This is a genomic window from Streptomyces sp. NPDC060002, assembly GCF_042737245.1.
GTDB lineage: Bacteria > Actinomycetota > Actinomycetes > Streptomycetales > Streptomycetaceae > Streptomyces.
In genome coordinates this window covers 1-8327 of the sequence record NZ_JBHWUW010000115.1, presented here as the reverse complement: position 1 = coordinate 8327, position 8327 = coordinate 1, and the positions used below count along the sequence as shown (strand labels likewise).

General features: G+C 73.1%; 9 protein-coding genes. 7 read left to right on the top strand and 2 right to left on the bottom strand.

The window, feature by feature from the left end; genetic code table 11:
• Positions 1 to 39: 39 nt before the first annotated feature.
• Positions 40 to 1143, bottom strand: coding sequence for a mechanosensitive ion channel family protein (locus tag ACFWBD_RS41265; protein ID WP_385679313.1), 1104 nt, complete (start codon positions 1141 to 1143; stop codon positions 40 to 42).
• 324 nt (positions 1144 to 1467) lie between these two features.
• Here ACFWBD_RS41265 and ACFWBD_RS41260 point away from each other — a divergent pair, with 324 nt between their 5' ends.
• From ACFWBD_RS41260 to ACFWBD_RS41235, 6 genes are all read left to right on the top strand, one after another.
• Positions 1468 to 2004 carry an HNH endonuclease gene (locus tag ACFWBD_RS41260; RefSeq protein ID WP_351754184.1) on the top strand — a complete coding sequence of 179 codons (537 nt, stop codon included), beginning with the start codon at positions 1468 to 1470 and terminating at the stop codon, positions 2002 to 2004.
• 257 nt (positions 2005 to 2261) lie between these two features.
• Positions 2262 to 2903, top strand: a complete 642-nt coding sequence (locus ACFWBD_RS41255; protein WP_385679310.1) for a putative immunity protein — start codon at positions 2262 to 2264, stop codon at positions 2901 to 2903.
• Positions 2904 to 3151: 248 nt separating this feature from the next.
• Positions 3152 to 3358: a hypothetical protein gene (locus tag ACFWBD_RS41250; protein ID WP_385679307.1), complete on the top strand. Its 207-nt coding sequence runs from the start codon at positions 3152 to 3154 to the stop codon at positions 3356 to 3358.
• Positions 3359 to 5461 (top strand): 4-alpha-glucanotransferase, encoded by a 2103-nt coding sequence (gene malQ / locus ACFWBD_RS41245; RefSeq protein WP_385679304.1) that lies wholly within the window; start codon positions 3359 to 3361, stop codon positions 5459 to 5461. It abuts the gene before it with no gap.
• Between the two features lie 241 nt (positions 5462 to 5702).
• Positions 5703 to 5978, top strand: a complete 276-nt coding sequence (locus ACFWBD_RS41240; protein ID WP_385679302.1) for a hypothetical protein — start codon at positions 5703 to 5705, stop codon at positions 5976 to 5978.
• 231 nt (positions 5979 to 6209) lie between these two features.
• Positions 6210 to 6440: a hypothetical protein gene (locus tag ACFWBD_RS41235; RefSeq protein ID WP_385679299.1), complete on the top strand. Its 231-nt coding sequence runs from the start codon at positions 6210 to 6212 to the stop codon at positions 6438 to 6440.
• A gap of 255 nt (positions 6441 to 6695) precedes the next feature.
• Here ACFWBD_RS41235 and ACFWBD_RS41230 read toward each other — a convergent pair whose 3' ends face one another.
• Positions 6696 to 7217: a MarR family winged helix-turn-helix transcriptional regulator gene (locus ACFWBD_RS41230; RefSeq protein WP_385679296.1), complete on the bottom strand. Its 522-nt coding sequence runs from the start codon at positions 7215 to 7217 to the stop codon at positions 6696 to 6698.
• A 107-nt stretch (positions 7218 to 7324) separates the two neighbouring features.
• On the opposite strand from ACFWBD_RS41230, the gene ACFWBD_RS41225 reads away from it, so the two are divergent.
• Positions 7325 to 8266, top strand: a complete 942-nt coding sequence (locus tag ACFWBD_RS41225) for an EamA family transporter (protein WP_385679293.1) — start codon at positions 7325 to 7327, stop codon at positions 8264 to 8266.
• The last annotated feature ends 61 nt before the right edge of the window (positions 8267 to 8327 follow it).

Below are 8327 nucleotides of genomic sequence, written 5' to 3'. Positions count from 1 at the left end.
CACCCGGAGCCTTCCGGGTGCGGCCTTCCCGCGTACGGGCTACTTCGCCGGGGTGACCGGCCGGGGCTGCGCGATCGGTGTCGCCGCCACCGACTGGGGCGAGTCCGCGTTGGAGAACACCGACGGGGCCGCGACCGAGGCCGTCGGGTCGGCCGGGTCCTCCGTGATGGTGGCCGTCGCGCCGCCCACGATGCGGATGTCGGCCGCGTCGAAGGCACGCTTGACACGCCAGCGCAGCTCCCGCTCGACGGTCAGGGCCTTGCCGGGCATCGTCTTCGCGGAGACGCGGACGACCATCGAGTCGAGCAGGACGCTGTCCAGGCCGAGCACCTCGATCGGGCTCCACAGGAGCTCGTTCCAGGGCTCTTCCTTGCTCATCTTCTCGGCGACCTCGTCCAGGGTGGCCTTGACCAGGTCGAGGTCCTCGGACGCCTTGACGGTCACGTCGACGCCGGCCGTCGCCCAGCCCTGCGAGAGGTTTCCGATCCGCTTGACCTCGCCGTTGCGGACGTACCAGATCTCACCGTTGGCGCCGCGCAGCTTCGTCACGCGCAGCCCCACCTCGATGACCTCACCGGTGGCCACGCCCGCGTCGATCTGGTCGCCCACGCCGTACTGGTCCTCCAGGATCATGAACACACCGGAGAGGAAGTCCGTGACCAGGTTGCGCGCACCGAAACCGATCGCCACGCCCGCGACACCGGCGGAGGCGAGCAGCGGGGCCAGATTGATCTCGAAGGTGCCCAGCACCATCAGGGCGGCCGTGCCGAGGATCACGAAACTCGCCACCGAACGCAGCACCGAGCCGATGGCCTGCGAGCGCTGACGCCGACGCTCGTTGTTGACCAGCAGCCCGCCCAGCGCCGTGCCGTCGGTCGAGGAGGTGGTGCGGTTCATCCGGTCGATCAGCTTGGTGATCGACCGCTGCACCACCACTCTCAGCACCACCGCGATCACCAGGATCAACAGCACGCGCAGACCTATCGCCAGCCAGGTCGACCAGTTCTGCTCGACCCAGCTGGCCGCGTTCGTCGCGCTCTCCTGGGCGTCCTCGAGGGACGGGACGGTCACCGCGGTCGGCGACTCCGAGGGAGTCGGCGACGGCGACGCGTCGGCGGCCGGTAGGACGGCGGGCAAGGACACGGCAGGTACCTCCAGGTGCTGCACTGCCCCATTCGGTGCGGCGGTCAAGGGCGACACGCGCTGCAAGGTCACGGAAAGGTCACCGGACGGGCAGAACCACCACACTAACGGGGCATTGCGTGTGGTCCGGCCGGTTCCGTGAAGGAGAGACAGTCCTCACCTGCGCTTGAACAGGCCATGATCCTGGGGAGACAACAGGGTGTGGTCGAAAACACTCCCAGCCCGTTACCGGGACATGGTGGCGCGTCCACCAGGCAAGAGGGGAGACTGACCACAGATCGTCCCGGCGCGAGCCACGCGCCGCCGACGCCCAAGGAGGCATCCGTGCCGCATGTCCTGGTCCTCAACGCGTCGTACGAGCCGCTCGGCGTCGTACCGCTCCGCCGCGCGCTCGTCCTCGTCCTGGAGAACAAGGCGATCTCCCTCGAGGAATCCGGCGCCTTCCTGCACAGCGCGACCGTCACGGTCTCCGCACCCAGCGTGGTCCGGCTCAAGCGATTCGTCCGGGTTCCCTATCGGGGGCCCGTTCCTCTGACCCGTCGGGCGCTCTTCGCCCGGGACGGGGGCCGGTGCATGTACTGCGGTGGCGTCGCAACCAGCGTCGACCACGTCATCCCGCGCAGTCGCGGGGGCAAACACGTGTGGGACAACGTCGTGGCGTCCTGCCGTCGCTGCAACCACGTCAAGGCCGACCGGCACCTCGTCGAGATCGGCTGGCGGCTGCGCCACAAACCCGCTCCCCCCTCTGGACTCGCCTGGCGCATCATCGGCACCGGGCACAGGGACCCGCGCTGGCTGCCGTACTTGCAGCCGTACGGCGCGGACGACGCTCTGGCCCGGATCGACGGCATCTCCGCCTGACGATCCGGGTCTTCGTATTGCGACGCCCGCGTCTTCGCACCGCGTCACCGTGTCGCCACGGCTCGGGGCCGGGTGTGACCGGCTCCGGGGGGTCCCTTTGCCCCCGGAGCCGAATCGTCATGCGTGGCGCAGCTCGCTCCGGGTCTGATGGGCGCAGGCCTGATCGGCGCAGGTCTGAGTGGCGCTGGTCCGAAGGGCACTTGTCCGAGTGGCAACCGGTCTGGCCGGCGGGGGTCGGGCGGCGGCAAAATGGAGCCGTGCCCACCACGTCGGACAAGATCGAGCTGAGCGAACACGAACTGCGCGAGATCGCGGGCTATGCGGCCGACTGCGCGCGCAGAGCGCTGCCGATCTTCGAACAGAGCCTTCCCGCGGACCCGCGCCCTCGTGACGCCGTCGAAGCGGCGGACGCCTTCGCCCGGGGCGGCCGGCGCACGGGCGCCCTGCGGCAGAGTGCGTGGGCGGCGTACCGGGCGGCCCAGGAGGCCGCCTCACCTGCTTCATCTGCTTCACCTGCCGCGGCCGACGCGGCACGAGCGGCGAGCCACGCGGCCGCCGCCGCGTATCTGCATCCCCTGGCCAACGCTCATCAGGTGAAGCACGTTCTCGGTGCGGCGGCGCACGCGGCGCGGGCGGAAGAGCTGGCAGCGGCGGAAGACCGGCCCGTCACCGTGGGTAGCCCTGTCGCCGGCGTGAGCCCTGTCGCCGGCGTGATCCCCGTCACCGCGGGAAACCCCGCCACTGAGGGGAGCCCTGTCGGTGTGGGGACCCTGGAATGGGCGGGGCATCACGCGCCGACGGCGGTGGCCGCGGTGCTCGGCCGGCTGCCGGCCGCGCCTCCCGGAGGCGGGCGCGTGGGAGAGCTCATACGCGCTCTCGACGCCGCTCTGCGCGCCTGAGGGCGATCAGAGGGCGACTCGAGATCGACCTGAGGGCGGTCGGAGGGCATGGGGCCGGAAACCGTCTCCCGCCCGGCGGTCTCGTTCGTGGTGTGCCGCCGTGTGCCGTCGTGTTCCGGCGCGCCGGTCCGCCGTGTCGGCGCGGGCCGCGGGAGGGGATGGCGGCGTGTAATGACGTGAGGACGTCTGTCCCCGCGTCCGCTGGGTAGGGCTGGGGTATCCGATGCCGTACTGATGAGGAGGCCACGGTGATCGCACCGGCCCGCTCCAAACGCCTGGCGGAGCACTCCGCCGCCACCCCCGTCGAGCTCGAGGACCCCTACCTGTGCGCCTTCGGCGCCGAGGGCACCTACGCCGAACCCCCGCTGACCAGCGAACCCCCGCTGCCCGACGCCGAGCCCCTGACCAGCGAGCCGCCGCTCGCCGTCGCGGACTCCGACTCCACGAGGCCCTAGATGACCGCGCCCCCCGGAGAGGAGCTCGCCCGGCTCGCCGCGCTGCACGGCGTCGCCACCTCCTACCAGCCCTCCCCGGACCGCACGGTCACGGCCTCGGCCGGTGCCGTCACCCGCGCCCTGGCCGCCCTCGGCGTCGACGCGGGCACCCCGAAGGCCGTACGCGGCGCGCTCGCCGCCCGGGAACGGGAGCTGCGCGAGCGGCTGCTGCCGCCGACCGTGGTGTGCTGGCGCGGGAGCCCCTGCGAAGCGCTCGCCGCGCTGCCCGAGGGCACCGTCCTGCGCGTGGAGACCGAGCAGGGCGGGTCTCGCGACTCCGTCGAGCAACTCCCGTTCGGGGTGCATCGGCTGACGGTCACCGCGCCCGACGGGCGGACCGGCCGCGCCCATCTCGTCGTCGCCCCGCCCCGCCTTCCCACGCCCACGGGACGCTCGTACGGACTCCTCGTCCAGCTGTACTCCCTCCTCTCCCGGCGCTCCTGGGGCATGGGCGACCTCGGTGACCTCGGCGAGCTGACCGCCTGGGCGGGACGGGCGCTCGGCGCAGGGTTCGTGCAGGTCAACCCCTTGCACGCGGCCGTGCCCGGCAGCCCGACCGACCCCTCCCCGTACCGTCCCTCCTCGCGTCGCTTCCCCGACCCGGTGCATCTGCGGGTCGAGGACGTCCCCGAGTTCGCATACGTCCGGGACGGCGGGGATCCGCGTTCCGCGTTGCTCGAACGCGCCGGACGACTGCGCGAAGCCGTCCTGGAGAAGGGCGAGTTGATCGACCGGGACGCCGTGTGGGAGCTGAAGCGGGAGGCGCTGGAGCTGGTCGCCCGGGTACCGCTCGGGCCCGGCCGCAGCGCCGCCTACTGCGACTTCCTCGCCGAACAGGGCCAGGCCCTGGAGGACCACGCCACCTGGTGCGCGCTCGCCGAGGTGCACGGGTCGCGGTGGCGGCAGTGGCCGACCGGGCTCCAGGACCCGCGCTCCGCCGAGACCACCCGCGCCCGCCGCGAGCTGATGGACCGCGTCGACTTCCACTCCCGCCTCGCCTGGCTCACCGACACCCAGCTCACCGCCGCCCAGCGCGCCGCGCGCGAGGCGGGCATGCCCGTCGGGATCGTGCACGACCTGGCGGTCGGCGTGCACCCCGAGGGCGCCGACGCGTGGGCGCAGCAGGAGTACTTCGCCGCCGGCATGTCGGTGGGCGCCCCGCCGGACGCCTTCAACGCGCGTGGCCAGGACTGGGGCCTGCCGCCCTGGCGCCCGGACCGGCTGGCCGCCTCCGGCTACGCCCCCTACCGGCGGCTCCTCAAGGCCCTCTTCCGGTACGCCGGCGCCCTGCGCATCGACCACGTCATGGGCCTGTTCCGCCTCTGGTGGGTCCCGCAGGGCGAGCCGCCGACCGAGGGCGCCTACGTCCGCTACGACGCCGAGGCCATGCTCGCCGTCCTGGTGCTGGAGGCCTCCCGGGCCGGTTCGGTGGTGATCGGCGAGGACTTGGGCACCGTCGAGCCGGGCGTGCGCGAGGCGCTGCGCGAACGGGGGGTGCTCGGTACGTCCGTGCTGTGGTTCGAGCGGGACTGGGACGGCGACGCGCGCCCCCTGCCCCCCGACCGTTGGCGCGACGACTGCCTGGCCACCGCCACCACGCACGACCTGCCGTCCACCGCCGCCCGGCTCACCGGCGAGCATGTCGAACTCCGTGACCGGCTTGGCCTGTTGACCCGGTCCGTGGAGGAGGAGCGTGCCGAAGCGGCCAACGACACGGCGGAGTGGCTGGGCCTGCTCACTCGCCTCGGACTCCTGGCCGGCATCGGCGGCGGCAGCGACCTCTCCTCGGAGGAGGCCGAGGTCCAGGCCGTCCACCGCTTCCTGCTGCGGACCCCCGCCCGCATGATCGGCGTCTGGCTCCCGGACGGCGTCGGCGACCGTCGCCCGCAGAACCTCCCCGGCACCTGGGACCAGTATCCGAACTGGCGGCTGCCGATCGCGGACGCGACGGGCCGCCCGGTGACCCTGGAGGAGTTGGCGGCCTCGCCGAGGCTGCGGGCGCTGATCGAGGTACTGCGGGAGGAGCACGACCCGCCTGGAGGCAGCCCCTCTGCGGGTGCCTGAGCGGGTGCCCGCGAGTGCCTGAGCAGGTGCTTGAGCGGGTCCTGAGCAGGAGTGCGAGCGGAGTATGAGCGGGAGTATGAGCGGGAGTATGAGCGGAGTACGAGAGTGAGGCGGGCGGGGCCTTTCGGAGCCGCGACGGGGGGCGACGGCGGCAACTCCCGGGACGGCCGTACGGGCGCCCCGCGCCTCGTACGGCACCCCGGGCGCGCGCTCCCCGACACCGTTCGCTAACTTGGGCACCGTGGACAAGAAGAACGCCCTGCGCGCCGGCGCCCTGGCTGCCGGTACGACGCTGATGATGCTGCTCATGTCGTCCCCCGCCCTCGCGCTGACCCGCGACGACGGTGACGACCCCGGCCCGGGTCTGAGCGTCGGCGAGACGCTGGGCCTCTATGTGGTGGCCCCCCTCGCGCTGTTCGCGCTGATCGCCGGCCTGGTGTGGGTCCTGGACAAGTCGAAGGACAGGGGCGACACCACCAGCTCCAACATCACGGTCAAGGGCCAGGCCAAGGCCTAGCTCGCCGGCCTCCCTGACTCCCGGCCCGGATTCGGGCCCGAGGGCGTCACATCAGCAACCTCTCCCGCGCCTTCGTCCTGCCCGCCCGCACCCTCGAACAGCTCGACGCATCCGGCGCGGGGCGGCGGCGGCCTGCGCCTCGGGAGGGGTGCCGTCGTCCGGGACGGTCCAGCGGAACACGAGCGGATCCCCTTCCGGGCGCCCCGCGCCGAGTCCCGGCTGGGACCGGAAGTGCACCTGGACGCTGTCCGGGTCCTCCGTACCGGCGCTGGTCCAGCCCCTGCGCGCGTCCCGCCGGCTCAGCAGCTCCGGCCGTTCGGCCAGCCCCGCCTCGGCCAGCCCCGCCTCGGCCAGCCCCGCCTCGGCCTGGCCGAGGCGGACCCGAAGAACTACGGTCGGGTGAGCGGCGGCACCCGCGAGCGCGCCGAAGAGCTCCGCTACACCTGGCCCTTCGACGACTGACCGACTCCCGGACCGGCCCCCGGCCGACTTCCTGAGCGGCTCCCGGCCGAGGCGCCGAGCGTCCCTCGACCGGACTTTCCGAGCGCCCCTCGGCCGACTCGTCGAAGTCCCTCGGTCGACTCCCCGATCGGTCCCCGGCCGACTTCCTGGCCAACTTCCGGCCGACTCGCGAGCGTCCCTCGACCGACGCGTCGAGCGCCCCTCGGCCGACTTCCTGAGCGGCTCCCGGCCGAGGCGCCGAGCGGCGTTCTCGGCTCAGCTCCTCGGCGTCTCTGTCGTTGACAGCAACTCTCGCAACAGGCGGGCCAGTTGATCGGCCCGTTCGGGGTCGAGGGCGGCGGTCAGGGCCTCGGTCTGGGCGGCGAGGCCCGCGCCGACCGCCCGGTCGACCAGCCCGAGACCCTTCTCGGTCAGCGTCACCTGAAGGCCCCGGCGGTCGTGCGGGTCGGGGGAGCGGCGCAGCAGCGCGGCTCGTTCCAGTTTGTCGAGGCGGCCGGTCATGCCGCCGGTGGTGAGCATGAGCGTCGCCGAGAGCTCACGGGGCGAGAGGGTGTAGGGCTCCCCGGAGCGGCGCAGGGTGGCGAGTACGTCGAACTCGCCGCGTCCGATGCCGAGAGCCGCGTACGCCTTCTCCAGCCGGTCGCCCATCGCGCGCGAGAGCCGGGAGATCCGGCCGAAGACCTCCATGGCACCGGTGTCGAGATCCGGCCGGACCGTCGCCCACTGCTCGATGATCGCGTCGACGGGGTCCTTGCGCGGGGGCTGCGGGCTGCTCATGGGAGGAGTATCCCCCGTTTCCGGTCACCCGCGAGAAAGTGGCTCGAAGGCAAGTGGATCAGCGCTAAGCCGCTTGACGCTAAGTCGCTTAGCGCTAAGCTAATTACATGAAGAGGTCCACGACCGTCCTGCTCACCGCTCTCGCCCCGGTCTCCTGGGGCACCACGTACGCGGTCACCACCGAGTTCCTCCCCGCCGACCGCCCCCTGTTCACCGGCCTGATGCGGGCCCTGCCCGCCGGCCTGCTGCTGCTCGCCCTCGGCCGGGTCCTGCCGCGTGGCGTCTGGTGGGGGAAGGCCGCGATACTCGGCGCGCTGAACATCGGCGCCTTCTTCCCGCTCCTCTTCCTCTCCGCCTACCGGCTGCCCGGCGGCCTGGCGGCCGTCGTCAGCTCGATCGGACCGCTGTTCGTCGTCGGGCTCTCGGCGCTGCTGCTGGGCCAGCGGCCGACCGCCCGGACCGTGCTGGCCGGGGTCGTGGCCGCGTTCGGCGTCAGCCTGGTGGTGCTGAAGGCGGCCGGGGCGCTGGACACGCTCGGCGTGCTCGCGGCGCTCGCCTCCACCGCCTCGATGTCGGCCGGCACGGTCCTCACCAAGCGGTGGGGCCGCCCGGACGGCGTCGGCCCGCTCGCCCTCGCCGGCTGGCAGCTCACCGCGGGCGGCCTGCTCATCGCCCCGCTCGCCTTCCTCGTCGAGGGCGCCCCGCCCGCCCTGGACGGCCGTGCGGTCGGTGGCTATCTCTACCTCGCCCTGGCGAACACGGCGGTCTCGTACTGGCTCTGGTTCCGCGGCATCGGCCGGCTCACCGCCACCCAGGTCACCTTCCTCGGCCCGCTCTCCCCGCTGACCGCGGCCGTCGTCGGCTGGGCCGCCCTCGGCCAGGCGCTGACCCCGGTACAGCTGACGGGCATGGCGCTGGCGTTCGGCGCGACGGTCGCGGGCCAGTTGAGAGCCGGCGGGAGGGCCGTACGCGCCTTCGGGCCCGCGGAGAGAAACGCTCGCGAAGAGCGGGACCGGCCGGACGTGACAGGGCGGGCGCTCCACCGATGAGCCCGGCCCCCTCGGCCCCCTCGGCCCCCTCGGCGCGGCGCGGCCCGGCGCCGCCCGGCCG